We start from the raw sequence: 20613 nt of genomic DNA on the forward strand, positions 1-20613 counted from the left end.
GGACCTCGGGCGAGTAGCGATTTGCCATTTTGCTTTTCGTCATAACCATCATCCTTACTTAAGTTGATGGTCTCCGACAAACCCGGAGCGATTCATCCGCAGCTTCAACTCACCGCATAAACCCACCAGCCTAAGATTGAATTAGCGGCTCGAGTATGCCCCGCAGGGATCGACCCGAGAACCGCGATGTGCCGCTCAGCTGCTGCAGCGAGTGTTGTGTTCGCCGTGAAAGCAACCCAGACTTCAACGGTGGCAGGGCTTGGTGACTGCTCATCGTTTGTTGCTGTTTCATGGCCTCGTTGCTTCATCATTGATATCGGTCAAAAGGATAACAACCGTTCTTAGTCTCACGTAGAGGAAAATTTAGCGGCGACCAACGTTTGGTTGCGTGCAACGACAACACCGTAGATTGTGCGTTAGTAGCCACCGAATTGTCTTGGTGTGCTTACAGTTGATCGAAACCGCTGGCAGAAATACTGAAAAGCTGGAGCCGCACAAAGACCAAGGTACCTTTGACATGGATGACAACAGAAATCCCAACCGCACACTCCCCCCTCCACTTGTATCGGCCTTGAAGGATCGCCGTGTAGTGCTATTCCTTGGTGCTGGCGCGTCTCTCGAAGCAAGAACCTCGTCTCGTGCGAAGCCGCCAACTGGATACGAACTCCGGGATCTTCTTTGTGACCGTTTCTTTGGAGGCGAGTACAAAAGTTACGACCTTGCATCTGCAGCGGATTTCGCCATCGAGCGACACGGCTCAATTATTGTTAATCAGTTCATAAAAGATATGTTTGATGCCTTCCTACCAAGCAAACCTCATCTGGATATTACACGGTTTTTCTGGTCTGCGATCGCGACTACGAACTATGACCTCTTAATTGAGAGATCATATGAAGCAACTCCGGAGAGAAAGCAGAACCCCGTTGTGGTCGTAGGGAGTAACGATCCCGTTGATGTGAAAATGCGTTCGGTTACAGACCCCGTCGAAGTGATCAAGCTGCACGGCTGCATTACGCGCGCAAATGATACAAGCGTTCCATTGATTCTATCAGAGGCCAGCTACGACACTTATCTTGATGGGCGAAAACGGCTCTTTCAAAGGTTAGAAGATAAAGCATACGAAAACGTGTTTGTCTTTTGCGGGTATAGAATTGCGGATAGTCACATTCGCAAGCTTATGCAGAAAATTCTGCCAGATGGGGTGACTCGACCAACCCACTATATTGTTTGCCCAGGTGTGAGCGATGTGGAACGGAGTCATTGGGCCGCCAAGAAAATTGAAGTTATAGACCTTAAATTTGGAGAATTTATGGAGCTTCTTGATCAAGAGCTTCCAGAGTTCGCAAGAGACTTACATTTCGTAGCGGATGACGATGGCCCGAGTATTCGCGCAAATTATCGAGCGAAGGTAGTCGAAAGTGATCAGCTAGGTGACTACCTCACACGACAAGTGACTCACGTGCGCCATTCTATGGAAGTCCAGGTCCAAGACCCGAAAGCGTTCTATCTCGGTTTCGATACCGGTTGGGCCTGCATGAAGGACGGCCTCACAATACCTCGCGGCGTCGTGGATGACGTGCTCTACGAAATCATCAGCGCGGAAAGCGATCTGACAAATACCAAGCTACTTATCCTGAAGGGGCCAGTCGGAAATGGGAAAACCATCGCATTGAAGCAGGTTTCTTGGGAGTTGTCGGGGATAGGAAAAACAGTCGTCGCCATGAACGACGGGGGCGTACCATCTGGACCAGAACTTGAGGAGCTTTCAGGTCTCGTTGGTGACCGAGTCTTTGTCGCCGTTGACCAAGTTTCTCAATGTGTTGGGGAACTCAAGAATGCAATCCAACATCTGTGCTCTAGAAACGTGCCCGTCACATTTATCGCCACGGAAACAGATGCTGATTGGAATAATTATTGCGATCCAATTGCAGAGTTTTGTGACGCCGAGTTCCGCGTTCGCTATTTATCGCGTCGAGAGATTGAAGCACTAATTGAGAAGCTTGAAAGGCATCAAAGCCTTGGCGATCTTGAGCGACTATCCAAAGAAAAGAGGATCGAGTGCTTTGAGGAGCGTGCCGAGCGCCAACTCTTGGTGGCCTTGCACGAGGCGACGAAGGGAAAACGGTTTGAGGAGGTGGTGATAGAGGAACACAGTCGACTTCCGGCCGATGCGGCTAAACTCTACCTCGACGTCTGCACTTTGCACCAGTTCGGGGTGGGTGCTAGAGCGGGCACGGTAGGGCGACTGTCCGGAATTACGTTCCCAGAATATCAGGAAAACCTTTTCAAGCCGCTGGAAAATATCGTGCAGGTTAGAAGGGACCAAGTTACTGGTGATTACGCGTACTTCGCAAGGCACGCCAAGATTGCCGATTTCGTCTTTCGTGGTGTGTGTGGCGACGATAGCTCTCGAGCGGAGCAGCTTATTCGAATGCTTCGCTCCCTGGACATCGGGTATTCCTCTGACCGAACGGCATTCGAGCGCTTAACACGCGGGCATTCGCTCATTAGACGATTTGATAGTGCTGAACACATTAGGGCGTTGTTCGAAGTAGTTGCTGATATTTCGACAGAACCTTTTATCTCACAGCAATGGGCAATCTTTGAGTCAACTCATAAGGACGGTGACTTCGATATTGCAAGAGAGCAGATCGAACTGGCCAAGTCGAAGGAACCGCATAACCCAACGATCCAACACACAGACGCCGAATTATCACGTAAGGCTGCTCGTGTCGCCAATTCTCCACGAGAGGCTCAAGTGCTTCGAATGATTGCTCGTGAGAAACTTGGCGAAATGCGGGATCAGAAGAGCCGCTATGTCTTCTCGTCACGGGTTAAGTTACTTTTGGATGAACTTGAAGAGGTCGTTAGATCGGACGAACCGGATAATGGCAGCTTAGATCAAGCTGTGGAGATAATCGAGCGGTTGGAGAGTTTTCTAGAGGAGGCTACGCGGCGCTATCCTGATGACCCAGAGTTTCATGAGTGTGATGCACGCTTCAAGGCCTTTCTTGGTGATGGCGACAAAGTCATTACGGCTTTCAATCGTGCGATTGCTCGCGACACACAGAATCCGGCGGTTGCTATTGGGCTTGCTAAGGCCCTTGAGCGAAAAGGCGACTGGCAAGGAGCGGTCGATACACTTGCAGAGGCACTTCAAAAGAACCCTGACATCAAGCGACACCACTTTGAGTTAGGCCGACTTCTAATCAATGGAAAGACTCTCGATCTGAAATCAGCAGTGTCGCACTTCTCGCAAAGCTATGACCTATTGGACGATAATCATGAAGCACGGTTTTGGCATGCGATGACACTCTACTTTTCTGGAGAAATCCCAGAGAGCCTTGAAGTTTTCGAAGCTATCGATAAGGCGGCTCATTCCGAATTTCGGAAATTTCCAACCCGGGAATCCAACTCAGTTGAGAAAAAGCTTCCGCGCTATGTCGGCAAGGTTTTGAACAAGAACGAGTCGTTTGCTTTCGTTGAGCAAGCTAAAAATCCCCAACATATCTATGCTAATGAGAGGAATTCAGAGCAAAGTGCATGGAATCGTTTGGTTCCGCAAATGCCCGTGACATTTGAAGTTAGGTTTTCCCGACGTGGCCCACAGGCGTATGACCTCCAGATCATTTGAGGGTGGGGGATACAGCCCGCACTAAGAATCACCCTGTTCGATTCGGAGCTGCCATTCGCACCATTATGACTGATCGGCTGCTTTAGGCCGAACACGTACGCGATGAGGTTAAATGAAACAGTGCGTCGTGTAAGCTACACCACCATTACAATACACCACGCGCGATTTAATTTATGTATTTTATACAAGTACTTATTCTTTAGTTACCTAAGAACAAACCCCTCCTGTCAGGTTTATTCAAGCAGGAGCCATCGGTGTGGATTGTGATTTCTGTACGAGACACCCCGCTTTCAGAGGTTTCAATGAACTGGCTTAGCGACCGGCTTTCTGCGTCATGCCAGTGGTTCGACCTGCATCGGCCCACCGTCCTTACGCGAAGCGGTCGTTGATGCATCTTGCGGCGAAAGTCCGTACCGCCCGCCACGTCGATCTTGCCGCAGCTGCGAACCATATAGGGCGCGCGAGGGTCCACGAAGGAGGGTAAGCGGTGCGTGACCGCCGTTGGGCTTTCAGGTTGACGGTTTTTGGAAGGCCCAAGGCATGAGGTCGTCGATGCGCGAGGCGGGGTGTCCGTTGGCGATGGCGGTCAGGGTTTCGCGCAGGTAGGCGTAGGGATCGACAGCGTTCAGCTTGCAGGTCTCAATGAGCGAGGCCATGCGCGCCCAAGTGCGACCGCCCTCATCATGACCCGCGAAGAGTGCATTTTTGCGATTGAGTGTGATGGGCCTGATGGTGTTTTCGACCGGGTTGGTGTCCATCTCGACGCGGCCATCGGTCAGGAAGATTTGCAGGCCATCCCAGTGGCGGTGGATATAGCCGAGCTTCTCGCCCAAGCGGGATTTAGCGGATATCCGGCTGCGCTGATGGGTCAGCCAGAGGCGGAAGTCTGCGATCAACGGGGCCGATTGCAGCTGACGGGCAGCGAGGCGTTCTTCGGGGGAACGGCCCCGGACGGTTGCCTCGATCTTGTAGATCTGGGCGATGCGGCGCAGGCCTTCAGCGGCGATCTCGGAGCCGTCCTTTTGATAGATGTCATGCAGCTTGCGTCGCGAATGCGCCCAGCAGTAGGCCAGCGTCAGAGGCATACCGCCCACGCGCTTTGGTTCGGCCAAGGCGTCATAGCCGGTATATCCATCGACCTGCAGAATGCCCTCGAAGCCTGTCAGGATGTCCATCGCATGGCGGCCATGGCGCCCGGGCGCATAGGTGAAGACGACGGCGGGCGGATCGTCGCCACCCCAACCGCGATCATCGCGGGTCACCGCCCAAAGGTAGCCAGTTTTGGTCTTGCCTGCCTTGGGGTCGAGCACCGGTGCGCGGGTCTCGTCCATGAACAGGCGATCTGATCGCTTGAGATGGACCAGCATGCGATCAACGACCGGGGCCAGATGGTATGCCGCTGTGCCGCACCAGTTTGCCAGGGTTGACCGGTCCAGGTTCACGCCGCCCCGGCCATAGATCTGGCATTGGCGATAAAGCGGCAAGTGGTCGGCATATTTGGAGACCGCGACATGGGCGAGCGTGCCCTCGGTCGGCAAACCGCCTTCGATCAGCCAGTTCGGTGTGTCCGCCTGTATGACGCCTGCATCGCAACGCCGGCAGGCATAGCGCGGGCGAACGGTGACGATGACCTGGAAGCGGGCGGGAACGATGTCGAGCCGTTCGGCGCGGTCTTCGCCGATCTTCACCATATCGGTGCAGCCGCAGGGACAGATCTTTTGCGCGGGTTCGATCACTTGCTCGATGCGCGGCAGGTGGGCGGGCAGATGGCCAAGATTGCGCTTGGCAGCCGGGCGTCTTGGTTTACCATCGGCATTGCGTTCGACCAGCGCATCCCGCACGGCCTCGGCCTCGGCGACCGCTGTTTCCAGATCCTCAAACGCCAGCTGACGCGCATCGGGGGGAAGATGCTCGGACCGCTTGCCATAAAGCGCATGACGCAGCTCGGCGATCAGGTAATCTTGGCGCTCGGTCTGCGCCTCCAGCCCGGCGACCCTGGCCTGCATGGCCGCGAAGGCCTCACGCACGGCAGGCGGAAGGCTGTCCAGATCAAAGGGGAGATCGGCGGGCGCAGACATGGCGATTTATACCGCATGCCCCCACGACTGCCCATATTTACAAGGCGATCCGAGTCATTCTGTCGCGGTGGGCGGGGTCGGTCTGGGCGCATGGATGCGGCGCCAGTCAAGCCCTGCAAACAGCGCCTCGAACTGCACCCGCGACAGCCGCATGACGCCGTCACCCACCTTTGGCCAGGCGAAGCCGCCCTGCTCCAGCCGCTTGTAGATCATCACGATGCCACTGCCGTCCCAGAACAGAACCTTGACCCTGTCGCCACGCTTGGACCTGAACACCACCATCACCCCCGCCTTCGGCGCAAAGCCCAGCTCGGAATGTGCCATGGCTGCCAGCCCGTCGTGCCCTTTGCGGAAGTCTACCGGCTTGGTCGCGATTACTATCCTTACGGCCTGATCCGGAAAGATCACAGCACCTTCCTCAGCGCCGCCACCAAGGCTGCCGCGCGGTCTGGGCTGCAATCCGGCGTCACATGCAGAACGGCCCCACAGATCTCGACCTTGATCACGTCCGCGTCGGCCGACGCAGTAGCGGCAGCGGCATCAACCGATGGCTCGATCACCAGCGGCACAAAGGCTGGGACCGCATCCATTGGCACCACCAGCTCCCCCTTGCGCGCAAGACCGCGCCATCCGGAAAGGTGCCGGGCAATCAACCCATACTTCGCCGCAACATCGCAGACCCGCGCGCCGGGCTGAAAACTCTCGGCCACAATCCGCGCCTTGAGATCATCCGGCCAACGCCGACGCCCGGTGGGGCCATCAAGGACCTCGATCCGCGACACTCCCCTCGGCCCCCGCACCTCCATCCGGTGCTCGTTTTGGTGCTCCACGGCCAGCCTCCCGCAAACTCAGTTGCACGACGGAATGCCCGAAGTCACATCAAGCCGAAACCACGGGGCTGGCGCACCACTTACGAAGGAGGCGGGGGCGCAGGGTGTGCTGGTGGCGTCGCAGAACGCCGTTTTGGCCCCCATAAGAGCCACCTTGGACGCCTGCGCCGTGACAGAGCCGTGCCCGGTCGCACGGCGCGCTCCGGATGGTGGCCGTTGCGGACCGCCGCCGCATGGCCATCGGTTATCCTCCGGCCCCGGAATTGTGCCATGAAACTTTCAAGCTCGGCTTCCATCGCAGATTGTGGCAAATGGCGCGGACCTTTTCGCAGCAGTTCTGTCAGCGGGTCCGAGAGCGCGGCGCGACCGGCAAGTTCAACGAACTTACTCTCATTCATGGTGGTGGGTCCACTTCGGTTGGCGGGTTGTGTCGCAACGACTATCCAACCGGATGTACTGCCAGCTTTCAAATTTCCCAGACGTCAGATTCAGTCATAGCTCGTGGTGTATCTGGTGCAGAAGCTATTGACTGGCAAACGAGTTCAATGAGAATATTCAGATTATTTGTGACATGCTTGCGAAACTCAGAGCGCGTTTTTACAGGAATTCTTGTAATGATGCCATTCGCGGGGAGGTGTGGTTTGAAATGGACGTACCTTTAACAATCCTCATTATCCTTGGCTTCATATTTATCGCCCCCTTCGTCGTTCTTGCCGGTGCGGTGCTCATGTGCGGACTGGCGCTGGGATTAATTTTTTCTTTTTTGGTCGCCCTCGCAGGTATTGAACTGTCGATGGCTATTTTCCTCACCTGCATGGTGGCGGGTGTCGTGCTTGCTGCTCTTACCGGTTTGGGTGCCCTGCTTGAGGGTCAAGAAACTAAGGACAAAGAGCAATGAGCGCCCGGCTGTCCCGAATTTTCTTCCGGCGTCTCATTAGGGCTAGATTTACAGCGATCATCATCCTTCTGTGCATGTACACTCCTTCAATTGGTAGTGCCTATGCACACGTTCTAGATGAGTCGCCCAGAGTGCTAATTCCATCAACGAAGTGGTTGACGATCAATATTGGTGAAATCGTTTCCTCTGATACTGAAATGAAGTTTGAGAACGGGGAAACTTTGAAGCTACATCTGCTCAGGTCTAGTCAACCGGGGAACTGGACGACTGGTGTTGATGAACCGCCCACGACTGCGCAAATATTTAGGGTTAGCGACAAGGTCATCAGACTTATGGACGGCTCGCCGTTGTGCGGAGAAAATCCGATTACTCACATAGCGGCATGGCACGACGCTGACCAAGGCGGCGCTCACGCCGAATATCGGCAAGGCGGGCAGACCGTAGTCGTCTCGCTAGCGTTCTTTACGGGACCCAGCCCTCCTCTCGACTTCTTCTCTGAGGGCAGATGCTTCCAAGTGACAATGTACCTCGGCCCCTATGCAGATGTTCCGGGAGGAGTAAGCCGAGCGCCAAGCATAGTACAGCGGCCCACTCCGCGAACTGAAGCGCCGAACATGCAAAACTCTCCAAACTCTCTAAAAGAAACACTGGGCAGTAGGGAGTGTGAGCTAATCGGCGGGATCGCCCGCGAAATTGCCATCTGGAGGGACAACGGCAGATCACTTTCAGCGTCGAAGGCAGCCATTGAGGAAGTGTCAAGTAGTAGCGGAGCCGATAAGTATACGCCTGCGCTACTAAGCACTGTTGAATATGTCTACAGGCACGCTTCACTATCACCCAGTTTGATTAAGGCGCATTTCGACCTTGCGTGTGGGCGAAGATAAGCACTCGGATTTGTTTAAGCGAAGGTGCCGCCTAATGAATGACTGGCCTGACTATTTCACCTCGGCATGCAGATGCCCGAATGGCGGAACTAGGCTGAGAAAGACAGCGGTCTGCGCGACGGCGTGACCCCGGAGCAACGTTATACTTTACCACAAAAATCTGGCAGCCCAAGATTGAACAGGAGGCCGCGGAAATCCCCCCCGTGGGGCCACCCCAAACATGCCATCTCACACCACTGTCTGTTCGAAGTTGGCATACACCATCGCCGGTCTTGTCCAAGTGGGGCGCTCTGGTCGTCGCCTTCTTGATGCTCATAAGGGTATACTGCAACGAGCAGTGAGAAAGGTGCCTTGAGGGGTGTTCGTAGGGGTTGACTTCTCCATATGAACACTCCATCTCTGTGAACAGAACCTCTGAACACAGCGAAGGAACCCCGATCATGCACATCCTCTACACCCGCGTCTCCACCAGCGAACAGACCAGCGACCACCAGCTTGAGCAGGCCAAGAAGGCAGGCTTTCAGATCGACGATGTGGTGACCGATCACGGCACCTCAGGGGTCAGCACTCGGCTGGCCGATAGGGAAGGCGGCAAGCGGCTCCTGCACATGCTGCGTGAGGGTGACACTCTGGTGGTGCGGTGGCTCGACCGCCTCGGGCGCAACTATCAGGACGTCACGGACACGCTCCGGGGCCTCCTCAGGAAGGGCGTGACGGTCAGGACGGTGATCAACGGCATGGTCTTCGATGCGCGCCCCAAGACAGCCACAGAGGAGGCCGTGAGGGATGCCCTGATCGGGTTCATGGCGGCACAGGCAGAGGCACAGGCACAGGCCACGAAGGAAGCCCAGAGGGCCGGGATCGAGCATCACAAGGTAGCCTCCCCCGAGAAGTTCAAGGGCCGCAAACCCACCTTCGACCGGGGGCAGTTCGATCAGGTGGTGGCGCTGGCAGAGGCGGGTCAGGGGCACTCGGCCATTGCCAAGGCCACGGGGCTGAACCGGAACGCGGTCATTCGCATTGCCGAGAACCCGGCGAAGGCAGCGGCGGCACTGGAAAGGTGGGGGGCGTAGGCGGGAATCAAGCCATTGATCTAAATATGTTATTTATTTTCAATATATTAACCCACCCCCTTGCCCTAAGAGAGCGGACCTGAGCGGCACCATCGGCGGCTACTTCTCGGGCTGTTGCCGGTGGTTGGCTATGCAACGACGGACTGGTCTCCGGGGCACCTGAGCGGCTGGGCGTAGTCAGTCACTTTCGATAGTTCATGCAAGAGGAGGCCAGCCGCTGCGGTGGCAGTTACGACAGCAGGGCAACGCCGATAATCCGCCTCCGTCTTAAATAGTAGAACCGTTCGGGGCACTGCGTGGGGAAATTGAAGGCAGCATCTCCTACGGCTCCTCGGCTTGATCATCATCCTGGGGCTGAACCCTTTTGATGGTCGTTCAGATGTCCCAGTGAAACTGGGTTGGCCTGAACATGGTCCAAAACAGTCCTTTATCTCTTCTCCTCGGCGGCGAAAGCCGCTCATGGGTCTCACCTCGAAGAGGCACCATCAGGATTGTCCAATTTCATTGGGTGGACCTGATCATCACCTTCAATCGGCTTCGCCGGAAGACCATGGCTTGGCTTCCGCCTCGGCGGCGTAGCAGCCCCAACACCACCTCGAATGTGCACCCTCTGGCTTGTCCAGTCTCACTGAGTGCCCCCAGAGCATCACCTTCAGTCGGCTTCGCCGCATCCTGGCTCGGCTTACGCCTCGGCGGAGTAGCAACTATACCCACCCGAAAATACCCACCAATGCCCTTAAGGTAAGAAAGGAGATCGCTATGTCGAGCTTCATCGACGACGACGGTCAACCCGTCTTTACTGACGACTTCACGCACAGAGTGGTTTCCTACAGCGGCAAAGACCTCGACGTGATCGAGACCAACGGCAACCTCTGGCTATCAGGAGCGCAGGTGGCGGAGGCCATGGGCTTTCCACAGCACAAGAGCGGCGGCTACGGGCGAATGCTCAAGCGCATCGCGCCTCCAGACGTCATCAAGATCAAAGACACGCCCTTCAGGTTCACCGATGGTCGCCGCAATGGTGGCTCTCTGGTCAGCCCGAGGGCCATCCTGGAGCTGGCCTACGGAAAGAAGACGCAGGGTCACAACCCGTTCAAGGCCGTCCCTGTCGCAGAGTGGATCAAAGAAACGCTACTGCCCGACGGCACAGACGCAGAGGCGTGGTCTCCAGCCCGCAAGGCAGCCGTGACGCTGGAGCCGATGTTCCACAAGACGATCATCGCTGTGGATGAGGATGAACAGGGCAGATCGCTCGACCCGCTGAGACCGACGGTGCCCTATCATGGCCTCACCGACAACGCCCCAATCCAACCCGATGAGGTCGAGTTCTGCCTCTGCCCAGAAGCTTGGGAGGGCCTTGGTGAATGCTGGTGCCGGGGGAAAGGTGGCATTCGTTCTGCCCATCCAGTTCCGTTTGTGCCCTATGACGGGACCGAGGTGATCGACGAGGAAGACGATTGCTGGTCGCCGCTTGGGCAAGACAGGACAAAACTCCTCAACGCCGCCGTCAGTTTCTGACCACCCGAAACGCCGCCCAAAACATCAACCAAACGCGCCCTCTCGGTCCACCCGGGGGGGCTTTTCCATGTCCATCGAAAGGACCATCCACATGACAGACAGCAGCCACCACTGCGACGCCATCCGCTTCGACCTGGACTTGGTGCGGGTCTACCGTCGCAACGGCCCGGAGTATCACACCAAGCCGCGCGCCAGATCATCGCAAGGCCATGAGATTGTCGGCTGGGAGGCCATCGTCTCTCAGATGGCAGCCCGTATGCGCGCCGATAACCCTGCTTTTAACGGCCTCCTCGAGGTCTACCGGGGGGACACCCTCGCATTCATTCCAAGGCCCCTGAAAGCGGCCTTCTTGCCCGACCCGTCCCGACAGCCGCTGCGTCAGCAGCTACTCAAGAGCCTGAAAAGGAACCTGTGATGAAACCTTCGCCCTACATCCGCCCCGTCAAGACAGCCGCCGCCAGCATCGGAGAGCGCCGCATGCACTGGACCCGCTTCCTGCGCAAGGAGGCCCTTTACCGCCTTCCATCAGCCGAGTTCCTGGCAGCAGAGGAGGGCCTTGCCAGCGCCACCCGCTCTCGTCGGGGTCAGAACAAGGCGGCTTGGATCAACACCAGCCTTCGCATTGACCAGATCGCCGTCGTTGAGGTTCTCCAGAAGCTGCACCTGCAGAACACCGGAAAGGAAATCTCACGGGCCGAGGTCCTGGCCGCCCTCATGGCCGCCGGTCTTGGGGCCGTTCTGGCCCGCGATGAGTTCAGCGCATCCCGCTGACCGCAACGGCATCACCCAACCCACTGAAAACCAGTCAAGGAAATACAAATGTCCAACACAGAAATCACCATCCACACCGACGGCTCTTGCCTGAACAACCCCGGTCCCGGCGGTTGGGCCGCAGCGGTCAGACGCTATACCGACGATCAGGAGATCAAGAAGGCCCTCCTGAGCGGGCGCAGCCCCAAGACGACGAACAATCGCATGGAAATGACCGCAGCACTTCGTGGGCTGGGCAAGATCAAGCGGGACGAGAAAGCCCAGATTACCGTCTTCTCCGACAGCCAACTCCTCGTCAGAGGAATGACGGAATGGCTCCCGAACTGGCAGAAGAATGGCTGGCGCAACTCCAGCGGAAAGCCAGTCGAGAACCGCGACCTCTGGGAAGCGCTCGTGGCAACCTGCGCAGGCCTCAATGTCAGGTGGACTTGGGTGCGCGGGCACGATGGTGATGCCAGAAACGAAGAGGTGGACGCCATCGCATTTGCCGCCGCGAACGGGAGGGCCTGATCATGTGCGACACGTTCAGAAAACTCCTCGATCAACTTCTGCGGGACATTCGCGACGACCTGAGGACGATCAAGAACACCCAACAGTAGCGCGCAGAATGCCAGCCGCCGGGAGGGGATAGGTGGGCTTCGGGGTTACTTGCCTTGAGCCTGCCGTTGTGCCCGCTTGAAGAAATGACGGGTGGCCTGTTCGCGGGCCGCCCTGTCGGTCATCACGACGCTGCGCATTTCGTTGTCTCCCTGAAACATGCGGACCATGCCCTGAAAGAACGCCTGCGAGAAGGCGTTGTAGACCACGTCGGCGGGGTTGTTGCGCATCATGTCGAGCATTTCGTCATCGAGGATTTCCCGGTTCACGCGCTCGAAACGCAGGAAATCCTCTCTCGAAAAGTTCGTTCCATGGCGATCATTGAACGACTCGATGATCTCGGAAAGGGATTTTTCCTCATCCTCGGTGTAAGGGTTCGCGCCGAACTCGGTGATCGGGTCCAGCGTGGTGGTGTCGCCCGGTGACAGGGAGGCGCTGCCGCTCTCACCCTCCTGCAGGCGAAACGCGGACAGGTTCAGCATCTCGTCGGTGATGGTGATATCAGCGGGCACATCACGCGACGGCAACAGGCGCGACAGCCACGCGGTGTAGGCATAGAGTTTTTCCAACCATGCGTCCTGCAGGGATACGACCTGCGCTACGAATGCATAGAAACGCTGAAAGCTCTTGAGGAGTTGCCGGAACTCCTCCTTCAGGGCCTCGTCCTCATCCAGAACGAAACGCTCGACCGCCAGACGAACCGTGCCCTCGAGTGCAAGACGGTCTTGTGTCGTCAGATCGCCCTTGAAGAACTGGTCGGCAAAGCGCTCCACCTCGGCCTTGGTCACATAGCCTGAGGTCGATATGCGCTGTTCCAGATCATAAATCTGGTTCAGATCAGTGCGCTCTTCGAGTGCCGTCGCCTCATAGAATGGCGCGAAGGCTTCCTTGATCTCATCCATCGTGTTCTGGAAATCGAGGACAAAGGTGCGATCTTTGCCCGGATGGGTCCGGTTCAAACGTGCCAGCGTCTGGACCGCCTGCAACCCGGCGAGTTTCTTGTCCACATACATGGCCACCAGTTTTGGCTGGTCGAAGCCGGTTTGGTATTTCTCGGCGACAACGAGGATTTGATAGGCGTCGCTGTCGAACTTCCTGGGCAGTTCCGTCTCGGCAAAGCCGTTGGCTGTCGCTTCCGTCCAGACATTGCCGTCAATGGTCAGATCGCCGGAAAATGCCACCAGCGCCTTGAGGCCCGCATACTTGTTTTTGACGATATACTCGTTCAGCCGTTGCCAATACCGCAGGGCGTGTTCGCGGCTCCGCGTCACAACCATCGCCTTGGCTTGCCCGTTGAGTTCCTTGGCGACGTGGCGGCGGAAATGCTCGACGATCACCTCGACCTGCTGGTCAATTGCTTCGGGATGCAGCGATGCGTAGCGGGCGACGCGCGCCTGCGCTTTCCTGCCTTTGAAAGCCGGGTCGTCTTCAATGGTCTTCTCAAGTTGATAATACGCCTTGTAGGTCATGTAGTTCTGGAGAACGTCGAGAATGAAACCCTCCTCGATGGCCTGACGCATCGAGTAGAGGTGGAATGGATGCGGCTTTCCGTCAGACCCGATGCGCCCGAACCGTTCCAGCGTCACGTTGCGCGGCGTCGCGGTAAAGGCCAAAAACGAGATGTTCGCCTGCGGTCCCCGCGCCTTCTGGAACGCCAGCACCATATCCTCGATATCCTCGGAACTGTCAGCCTCGCGGGTCAGCGCATCGGTCATCGCCTGGGCTGCCTTGCCGGATTGCGACGAATGCGCCTCGTCGATGATCACCGCAAAGTTCTTGCCGGATTGCCCCGAGATCGCCGCCAGATGCTCGGTGCCGAATTTCTGAATGGTGGTGATGATGATGCGCGCGCCCTTCAGGATGGCGTCTTTCAGATCGCGTGAGGTGCCGTCGATCTTTTTCACCACGCCCTCAGTCTGGGCAAGCCCGCCGATGGTGTTCTGCAATTGCCGGTCCAGCACCAGACGGTCGGTGACGATGATCGCCGTGTCAAACAGCGGGCGGTCGTTCTCATCATGCAGATTGATGATCTGATGCGCCGTCCAGGCGATGGTGTTTGACTTGCCCGACCCGGCGCTGTGCTGGATGAGGTAATTCTGGCCAGCGCCATGGCCCCGCGCATCGGCCAGCAGCTTGCGCACCGCGTCGAATTGCTGGAAGCGGGGAAAGATCAGCGCCTCTTTGCCATTCCCGCGCTCGAGGTGGATGAACCGCCCGATGAGATCGAGCAGCACCTCTCGCGAGAGCACCGCGCGCCCCTCGGGCAGGTCCTTGTAGAGATAGGCAACACGGTTCTCGCCCGGAATGTCAGGGTTTCCGGCTCCGCCATTGCGTCCGCGATTGAAGGGCAGGAACCGCGTCTTGCCGTTCATCAGGCGCGTGGCCATTGAGGCGTTGTCCTGATCGACCGCGAAATGGACAATCGCCCCGCGCTTGAAGGTCAGCAGCGGTTCACCGGCGGGGGAACGGTCCTGCCGATACTGCTTCTCGGCGTGTTTGAAATTCTGACCCGTCAGCAGGTTCTTGACCTCCAGCGTCGCGACCGGAATGCCGTTGACGAAGGTGACAATGTCGATGGCGTTCTTGTTCTTCGCCGAATAGGTCACCTGCCGCATGACCGACAGGATGTTCGCCTCATAGAGCCGCGTAAGGTCGGGGTTCAGGTTCGAGGCAGGCTTGAAATGGCAGAGCGTGAAGCGGATGTTGGGCACCAGCTTGATGCCCTCACGCAGCACGACATGGGTGGGGTTGTCCTTCAGCGCCTTGTCGAGACGCTTGAGCACCTCCGCCTCGGCCTGCACGCTGTAGTGATCTTCCAGCACCTGCCACGCCTCGGGCTGCGTGGTCTTGAGGAAGCGGAACAGCAACCCGGTGTCGAGGGCATAGGAAACGCTGTAATCTGTCGCGCAGTCACGTTCGATGTATCCCTGTTCATCGGTCAGGCAGGCGACGATATGCGCCTCGAAGACCTTTTCCCGGTGAATGTCGGCGGTGGTGTGGGTTTCTGTCATCTGATCACTTACCCCCGAAACTTCCCGACGGTGCATTGGCTCGGGCGTGTTTTGTTCCACGTTTCTATGAGCAGTTTTCTATTTGCCTCATGCCATTTCTTTACCTCCCGGTGCCGCCGCATAACGGCGTCTGCGCCATGCAAGGGTTCGCAAGTGTCAATGCTGAAGTTTCCGGTGCCCGCGTTCGTCTTCACCCGAAAGTGGGGTGGTGGATGCTCATTCGCAAAAATCTCTATCTTGATGCCGTTGAACCTTTTCACAAGAAATTCAGTGTGGCCGTGGTCCAGACTACCGCGTCTGGGTTCGAGCATATCGGCAAGGTTCATGTCGCTTAGGAGCGACTCGACACTTTCATCTTCAAATGGAACGACAGTTTCAGTCACGCGCCCATCTCCTCTTGAATGGCGTCTAGGCGGCGGTTGCGGGTGCCGGATTTGGCGTAGGTCGCCACGTCGATCTGACCCGTGACAGCGGCGGTGATCAGAGCGGAGCGGTATTCTTTGAGGCGGTCGATGGATCGCTCCTGCAACGATTGTGTGCTGCCAATGCGTTCGAAGATCCTGTCGATTTCAGACGATATTGTTTGCTGGAGGTCTTTTGGCGGGATCGGCAACCTGACTTCGCCTACCTGAGAGAATCCAAGTCCTTGTTTGAGACCATACTGAAATAAGGAGAACTGACGCTGCCCGATTTCTGAATAAAGCAATTGCGCTAGCAGTTTAGCGTAAACTTTCTCAGGTCGAGGTCGCAGCAAGCAAATGTGTTGATTTACATATGCGATCTCTGGAACGGTTTCGAGGAAACCAACCGCGCCGGTCCGTCCCCCAGTAATGCAGACCAATGTGTCGGCATCCTTCAAACGTGTTCGGCGCGCTTCGGCGTTCGTTTGCGGGATGATGCGCTTCGCTTCTGACAGAACGATTTCGTTACGTCTTCCGATGTTACCGCTTTGCAGGAAGAGTTCTCCATCATCCTGTATCAGATCACTCCATCCGCGTGATCCAGAGGTCATGAGTTTGACGACATGCTTGACGCGTCCAACAGACCAACCGTTTGCATTGAAGTGGATATCAAAGATGTTTGGCGTTTCCTTCATTTCTGGACCGCCGAAAGCACGAATAACAGAAGGTGCGGCGGTCAACCTGCTTTCTGAAAGCGTTTCGATGAACCGCTGCTTTTTCTCGATCAGCAGGTCTATTCTTGCGGTCTCACGGTCCAGAAAATCGACAATCTGGCGTTGGGTCGCGAGGTCGGGGACGCGCAACCGAATGTTCTTCATGTCGGCATAACGGGTCGTCCAGAGGTCTGCAACGATGCCATGCCCCCACCGATAGAACTCTTCTTGAAATGCAGGGGAGCGTAGCAGGTGATGGGCAAAGTGAGGGTCGATGTTGCGCGGTTCAAGCACGATACTGATCAGCGAGACCGACCCTTCGTGATCGGAAATGCCGCCTGACCCTTTGCGGTCAGACCGACTGTTGATCACGTAGTCACCAACGCGAACCACTTTGCGATTGTCGCCGTCGTCGGTTTTCGCGGCGGTTTCGAGTTGCGGGACGATGCCACCCATCGTGACAGAAAGCGGAGGGAAATCCTTGTCGCTGCCCTTTTCTTTCCGTTCGCGGAAGAGTTGCCCGAGGCGATGGAGTTGCCAGTAAGGCGGGCTGGCGAGTGTCATGATGTCTGTCACTCAACCACCTCCTGCAGCAGACCTGCGATCTCGGCCTCCAGCGCCTTCAACTCGGCGTCGATCTCTGCCAGCGGGCGAGGCGGCACATATTTGTAGAAATAGCGGTTGAAGTTGATCTCATACCCGACCCGCCCGATGCCGCCATCCTGCGCGTCGGTGTAAGTCTCATCCACCCAGGCATCGGGAACGAAGGGCAGCACCTCGCGCTGCACATAGTCCCGCCAGTTCTGCCCCAGCGGCACCAGTTCGTGATCGCGCAGATCGGTATCGGGTTCGGGATTTCCCTTGGCATCTGTGCAGACCGCCGCGTCCTCATCCCGCTCAGACAGCGCCGCCAGAACAGCCTTCTTCACGGGAGCCGCCAGTTTGATGCCAGCGCCCCTCAGCGCCTTGCCCAGCACCCTCTCGAACTCCTCCCGGTTCAGCCAGCGTTTGCCTTCAGGCAGCCCCTTCAGCAGCGCCTGAACGAGGCCCTTGCGGTCAGGCTCATCGAGCCTCTCGAACGGCTTGGCCTCCTCCAGCGCCGCCAAGCCCTCCTCGGTCACCTGAAAGGCCAGCTTCAGGGGCCGCTCGACGCGGATTTCCCGGTAGCCGAAATCGGTCGTGTCGAAGATTTTCGAGAACTCACCCCAGCCGGAACCGCCATTGAGCATCTCGGAATAGATGCGGGTGATTTCATCACAGGCCTCGGGCGGAATTTCCCGGCGCTTCGAGCCGAGGGATTTGCGCATGGATTTCCAGAACCGATCACTGCTGGCGTCGATCAGTTGCACCTTGCCGCGCCGCGCCTTGTCCTTGCGGTTGGTGAGCAGCCACACATAGGTCTGAATGCCGGTGTTGTAGAAAAGGTCCGTGGGCAGCGCGATGATCGCCTCAACCCAGTCATTCTCCATCATCCAGCGGCGGATTTCGCTCTCGCCTGACCCGACCCCGCCGGTGAAGAGCGGAGAGCCGTTCATCACAATGCCGATGCGCGAGCCTTGCTCGTCATTGCGCATCTTGGAAATCATGTGCTGCAGGAACAGCAACTGCCCGTCCGAGATACGCGGCAATCCCGCCCCGAAGCGGCCCTGCATGCCGTCGTTCGCGGCCTCGTCCTTGATCGGGTCGGCGTATTTCTTCCAGTCCACGCCGTAGGGCGGATTTGACAGCATGTAATGAAAGCGCTTGCCGGTATGTGCATCCTGGGTGAGCGTGTTGCCGAAGGCGATGTTCTCGGGGTTGTGCCCGGTTACCAGCATGTCGGATTTGCAGATCGCGAAGGACTCGGGGTTCAGTTCCTGCCCGAACAGTTCGACGCGAATGCGTTCGTTGAGCGCCTTCATCTCCATCTCGGCGATGGACAGCATCCCGCCGGTGCCCGCCGCCGGGTCATAGACCTGCCGGATGACCCCCGAGCCGGTGAGCGCATCGCGGTCGTTGATCAGCAACAGCGAGACGATCAGGCGAATGACCTCACGCGGGGTGTAATGCTCCCCCGCCGTCTCGTTCGAGATTTCAGAAAAGCGCCGGATGAGGTCTTCGAACAGATACCCCATCTCGAGGTTGGAAATGGCATTCGGGTGCAGGTCGATCTGACTGAATTTGTCGAAGACCTGATAGAGCAGACCGGCATCATTCAGCCGCTTGAGCTGGTCGGTGAACAGGAACTTGTCGAGGAAAACATCGCGGACATTGCCCGAGAACTTGGTGATGTAGTCGATCAGGTTCTTGTGAATATCCTTGGCGTCCTGCCCCTTGAGCGAGGCGAAGGTGAAGCGGGACAGGTTGTAGAGGCGGATATCCTGACCGACGATGCCAGACAGCAGCGTGTCGCGCGCCTCATCGTCCATCTCTTGCGGTAAGGACGCAGCCATTTCGAGGACGGCGGGTTTCGTCTGCTCTAGAATGCAATCGAGACGACGCAGGACAACGAAGGGCAGGACGACCTTACCATACTCGGATTGTTTGAAATCCCCACGAAGGAGTTCTGCGACAGACCAAACGAATGACCCGAGCGACTTGATGTCCGCGTTGCTCAAAGATCTTCCTCTCCCCAATGGCTTATCGGTCGAAAAGCAAACAGGCTTTGCAACCTTTGGGGTGACGCTAGCATGAGAAATCCTGCAAGGCCAATGCGCATGAGTGTCGAGCACATCAGTGCAAGGCCCTCAAGGCACGTCCCACGCGCACCTACCGGTCTCCTCTAGGTGCTCCCCTCAAACGCCCTCTCCATCGACTCATAGGTGGCCCTCAGTCGCGCCTCAGTGCCCCCGTAAACACTATCCCCAATGCCCCCTTGAGAGTGCCCGAGGATGCGGCGTTCGTCCCGCTCTGGAAGATGGCCCACAGAACTCCTACACAGCGCTTGATCAGAGAAATATTTTATGTATATATTTCAAGCGTATATCAGGAAACACATAGAGTTCAATCCTCCCCAGCAGCACCATAATGATCGTTGATCTGCACCATATCTTCCGGGCGTACTGTCCCGGAAATCGTGATCGCTGACATTTACACACCCTTGAAGTTGACACGCCCCTCGTATTCTAGGGCGTCGTCGGTTTCCATTCTGCGCGTTTCGGCAAGGCGGCGTTCGGTCTTTTTCTGGCGTGAGCGACCGTATTGACCGATGCCTATGGCGACAAGGATGATCGCGCCGCCGGGGATCAGGCCGGGGCCGGGGTCTTCGCCCACGAGGATCATGGCGATCATCAGCGCCGCCAGCGGCGAGAAGGAGGTTGCGAGGGAAATGTCGCCCGAGCGCGCGTGCTTGAGGCCGAGTGTCCAGGCGAACTGGCCGATGAGGATGACGATGATCACATAGACCCAGACCCATTTCCAGACGATGGCCGAGAATATGTCCTGAAAATGCAGGGCGCCGTAGAGATAGAGGGCCAGAAAATAATAGACGACCGTGCCCAGGGCCATGCGGTAGACCGAGAATATGCCCAGCGGAATACCCTTGAGGCTGGCGCGGCTGATGATGGTTGAGGCGATGAACGACAGGGTTGCAAAGATTGTCGCGATCTCTCCCTTGCCGAACGTGAAGGCCCCACCGTCCCGGTTCAGCGCCAGCATCACCAGCGCCCCGCAGAGCGCGATCAGCCCCGCTGCCAGCGCCCAGGGATCCAGCCGCTCGCGCAGCACGAGCCAGGCGGTCAGCAGAAAGAGCGGTGGTTCGATCCGGCCGATCAGCACGACATTGGTGACCGTTGTGTAATCCAGCGCAATAAAGAACAGCGCCGGCGTCACGGCCGAGGACAGGATGCCCGAGACGGTCAGGATGGCCCAGTTGCGGCGCGTGAGATGGCGCAGCTTGTCCCGCGTCCAGTCCTTGTGGAACACGGCGATCATCGGGATGAGCGACAGAAGCGATCCGAGAAAGAGCAGGTTGCAGAGCGTGACCGCGTTGCGCCCCATGACCGGGTTCTGCCGTCCGATATCTGCCAGCAGCGAGATGATCGAATTGGCCGACGCATAGACCAGCACCGCCACCCAGACGAGGAGCGCGCCCATCAGGGCATTGGGTATGCCGCGCTCAGATCGGTTTTCGGTCAGCGTCATGGGGCAATCCTTGCCACAGATCCTCGGACCGGACGTGACCCGCAGCCGGGTCGCGGCAGGTCCGCCGCATTGCCGTGACGTTA

General features: G+C 57.3%; 16 protein-coding genes. 8 read left to right on the plus strand and 8 right to left on the minus strand.

Annotation, left to right across the window (positions count from 1 at the left end):
- The first annotated feature begins 517 nt into the window (after window positions 1–517).
- Window positions 518–3634: a P-loop NTPase gene (locus BSG08_RS18280; RefSeq protein WP_093039282.1), complete on the plus strand. Its 3117-nt coding sequence runs from the start codon at window positions 518–520 to the stop codon at window positions 3632–3634.
- Window positions 3635–4143: 509 nt separating this feature from the next.
- Here BSG08_RS18280 and tnpC read toward each other — a convergent pair.
- The 3 genes from tnpC to tnpA are packed head-to-tail and all read right to left on the minus strand — an operon-like array spanning window position 4144 to window position 6542.
- Complete coding sequence (gene tnpC, locus BSG08_RS18285; protein ID WP_093039283.1) at window positions 4144–5712, minus strand: IS66 family transposase; 1569 nt, start codon at window positions 5710–5712, stop codon at window positions 4144–4146.
- Window positions 5713–5766: 54 nt separating this feature from the next.
- Window positions 5767–6120 (minus strand): IS66 family insertion sequence element accessory protein TnpB, encoded by a 354-nt coding sequence (gene tnpB, locus BSG08_RS18290; RefSeq protein WP_175544830.1) that lies wholly within the window; start codon window positions 6118–6120, stop codon window positions 5767–5769.
- The gene (tnpA, locus tag BSG08_RS18295) at window positions 6117–6542 is read right to left on the minus strand and encodes an IS66-like element accessory protein TnpA (protein WP_245770750.1); all 426 of its coding nucleotides are present in this window, start codon (window positions 6540–6542) and stop codon (window positions 6117–6119) included. Before tnpA ends, tnpB begins: the two co-directional genes overlap by 4 nt.
- A gap of 571 nt (window positions 6543–7113) precedes the next feature.
- Here tnpA and BSG08_RS18300 point away from each other — a divergent pair.
- The 7 genes from BSG08_RS18300 to rnhA all read left to right on the plus strand — a co-directional run bounded on the left by BSG08_RS18300 (window position 7114) and on the right by rnhA (window position 12196).
- A complete protein-coding gene (locus BSG08_RS18300) occupies window positions 7114–7440 on the plus strand; it encodes a hypothetical protein (protein WP_093039286.1) in 327 nt (108 codons plus the stop codon).
- Window positions 7437–8324 carry a hypothetical protein gene (locus BSG08_RS19355; protein ID WP_139274601.1) on the plus strand — a complete coding sequence of 296 codons (888 nt, stop codon included), beginning with the start codon at window positions 7437–7439 and terminating at the stop codon, window positions 8322–8324. Before BSG08_RS18300 ends, BSG08_RS19355 begins: the two co-directional genes overlap by 4 nt.
- Before the next feature lie 440 nt (window positions 8325–8764).
- Window positions 8765–9397 carry a recombinase family protein gene (locus tag BSG08_RS18305; RefSeq protein WP_093039287.1) on the plus strand — a complete coding sequence of 211 codons (633 nt, stop codon included), beginning with the start codon at window positions 8765–8767 and terminating at the stop codon, window positions 9395–9397.
- Between the two features lie 759 nt (window positions 9398–10156).
- A complete protein-coding gene (locus BSG08_RS18310) occupies window positions 10157–10915 on the plus strand; it encodes a BRO-N domain-containing protein (protein ID WP_093039288.1) in 759 nt (252 codons plus the stop codon).
- Window positions 10916–11006: 91 nt separating this feature from the next.
- Window positions 11007–11330 carry a hypothetical protein gene (locus BSG08_RS18315; RefSeq protein ID WP_093039289.1) on the plus strand — a complete coding sequence of 108 codons (324 nt, stop codon included), beginning with the start codon at window positions 11007–11009 and terminating at the stop codon, window positions 11328–11330.
- The gene (locus BSG08_RS18320; RefSeq protein ID WP_093039290.1) at window positions 11330–11686 is read left to right on the plus strand and encodes a hypothetical protein; all 357 of its coding nucleotides are present in this window, start codon (window positions 11330–11332) and stop codon (window positions 11684–11686) included. The genes BSG08_RS18315 and BSG08_RS18320 overlap by 1 nt, the downstream gene beginning before the upstream one ends.
- A gap of 48 nt (window positions 11687–11734) precedes the next feature.
- Window positions 11735–12196, plus strand: a complete 462-nt coding sequence (gene rnhA, locus BSG08_RS18325; RefSeq protein WP_093039291.1) for a ribonuclease HI — start codon at window positions 11735–11737, stop codon at window positions 12194–12196.
- 134 nt (window positions 12197–12330) lie between these two features.
- Here rnhA and BSG08_RS18330 read toward each other — a convergent pair whose 3' ends face one another.
- The 5 genes from BSG08_RS18330 to BSG08_RS18350 all read right to left on the minus strand — a co-directional run bounded on the left by BSG08_RS18330 (window position 12331) and on the right by BSG08_RS18350 (window position 20530).
- The gene (locus BSG08_RS18330) at window positions 12331–15294 is read right to left on the minus strand and encodes a type I restriction endonuclease subunit R (protein ID WP_093039292.1); all 2964 of its coding nucleotides are present in this window, start codon (window positions 15292–15294) and stop codon (window positions 12331–12333) included.
- An 8-nt stretch (window positions 15295–15302) separates the two neighbouring features.
- Window positions 15303–15677 carry a DUF4160 domain-containing protein gene (locus BSG08_RS18335; RefSeq protein WP_139274602.1) on the minus strand — a complete coding sequence of 125 codons (375 nt, stop codon included), beginning with the start codon at window positions 15675–15677 and terminating at the stop codon, window positions 15303–15305.
- Window positions 15674–16984, minus strand: a complete 1311-nt coding sequence (locus tag BSG08_RS18340) for a restriction endonuclease subunit S (protein WP_093039294.1) — start codon at window positions 16982–16984, stop codon at window positions 15674–15676. Before BSG08_RS18340 ends, BSG08_RS18335 begins: the two co-directional genes overlap by 4 nt.
- Window positions 16981–19005, minus strand: coding sequence for an N-6 DNA methylase (locus tag BSG08_RS18345; RefSeq protein WP_093039295.1), 2025 nt, complete (start codon window positions 19003–19005; stop codon window positions 16981–16983). Before BSG08_RS18345 ends, BSG08_RS18340 begins: the two co-directional genes overlap by 4 nt.
- A 472-nt stretch (window positions 19006–19477) precedes the next feature.
- Window positions 19478–20530: a DMT family transporter gene (locus BSG08_RS18350; RefSeq protein ID WP_093039296.1), complete on the minus strand. Its 1053-nt coding sequence runs from the start codon at window positions 20528–20530 to the stop codon at window positions 19478–19480.
- Window positions 20531–20613: the final 83 nt, after the last annotated feature.

Source organism: Roseovarius azorensis (genome assembly GCF_900109455.1).
Classification (GTDB): Bacteria; Pseudomonadota; Alphaproteobacteria; order Rhodobacterales; family Rhodobacteraceae; genus Roseovarius; species Roseovarius azorensis.